The 1,193-nt window shown below is 53.0% G+C and carries 1 protein-coding gene; it reads right to left on the reverse strand.

Going from position 1 to position 1,193, the window contains the following annotated elements; all coding sequences use genetic code 11:
* A partial coding sequence (locus H8S55_RS13865; RefSeq protein ID WP_186879359.1) for a MobA/MobL family protein occupies nucleotides 1–1,193 on the reverse strand: 1,193 nt, incomplete at both ends.

Here is a 1,193-nt window from a genome sequence, read left to right on the forward strand (position 1 = left end):
TTTTTCTGTCGTGTTTGGGGTCGATTTTGGAGCTTTTGTTCCTCTGTACGCTCGTTAAATCGGGCGGCAGTATCTACGCATGACTTGACCTTCCAAAGGCGGTGTAAATCGTCTCTGACAGCCTTAAACTCGCCATAGGTGGTTTCGTGCGCCTGTTCCAGTTCGTCATACTCGTCGGACAGCTTTTTCATATCCACCTTGCCGTCCGGGAATTCCCCGGTCAGCTTTCGTCTGGCGGCGTAGAACTGTATCAGTTCCGCTTCATGCTCTGCCTTGTACTTGGCTCTGGGCTTCTCAAACTTGATTTTCTGCAAGCCGTCATAGACAGACTTCAAGTTCTGGAAAGCAGCGGAGCTGTCATAGAGCTGCTTAATTGCTTTCATTCGGGCGGTCTGCCCGTCCAGCGTTTTCTTCAAGCTCTCTGTGGTGGAGCTGTGTTCATTGACATGGCTTTCCAAATCTTCAAGGGTGTAAATGCCGTTTGCCCGGAGATAATTGAAAGTCTCGTTCATCTCCTTTAGGTTGCTGATTTTGCCTTTCTGGGAATAAGCCCCGGCTTTGCGCTGGGTGTAGTAGGCGTTCAGCAGAGAAACAAGGTCGGGGGTCTGCGGCTTGGCAAGCTCTGCTTTTGCTTCGGCAATCCAATCAAACAGGAGAGTGATTTTCTTCTTGATGTCCCGGATAACGGCATTGGTTGCCTTGATCCAGCGGTTGAACTCGCCTTTCTCGGTGCGTATGCCTTTCTTCTCCATTGCCCGGACGGTTGCGCCCTCGTGGACGGTGGGAAGAAACTCCACGCCCTGACGCTCATAGCTCCGGTGGTCGATACGAACGTCAAGCTCCTTTTCCGCAAACTTGGCGTTGCATAGCTCCGCCCATGTCTGCCGCCAGTATTCCAGCGTTTCGGGACTGCCCCAGTCGGTAGTGGGAACGGCGTTGAAAACAAACTCGCCGTTCTGGTCTCGGATACGGTTGTCGTCCTCGTCCAGCTCATACACCCGGCGTTGCTTTAGCCCCCATTTGCCGTCCTGCTCGATGGGGCGGATAGGGCAAAGCACATGAAAATGCGGGTTTGGTATGCCGCCGTCCTCCCGGTCTGGCTGGTGTACGGCGAAGTCAACCACCATGCCCCGGCTCACAAAGTTCTCCAATAAAAATTGCCTTGCAAGAGCGATGTTTTCCTCAAGGGAAAA

The organism is Flintibacter faecis, from assembly GCF_014287875.1.
GTDB classification, from domain to species: domain Bacteria; phylum Bacillota; class Clostridia; order Oscillospirales; family Oscillospiraceae; genus Lawsonibacter; species Lawsonibacter faecis_A.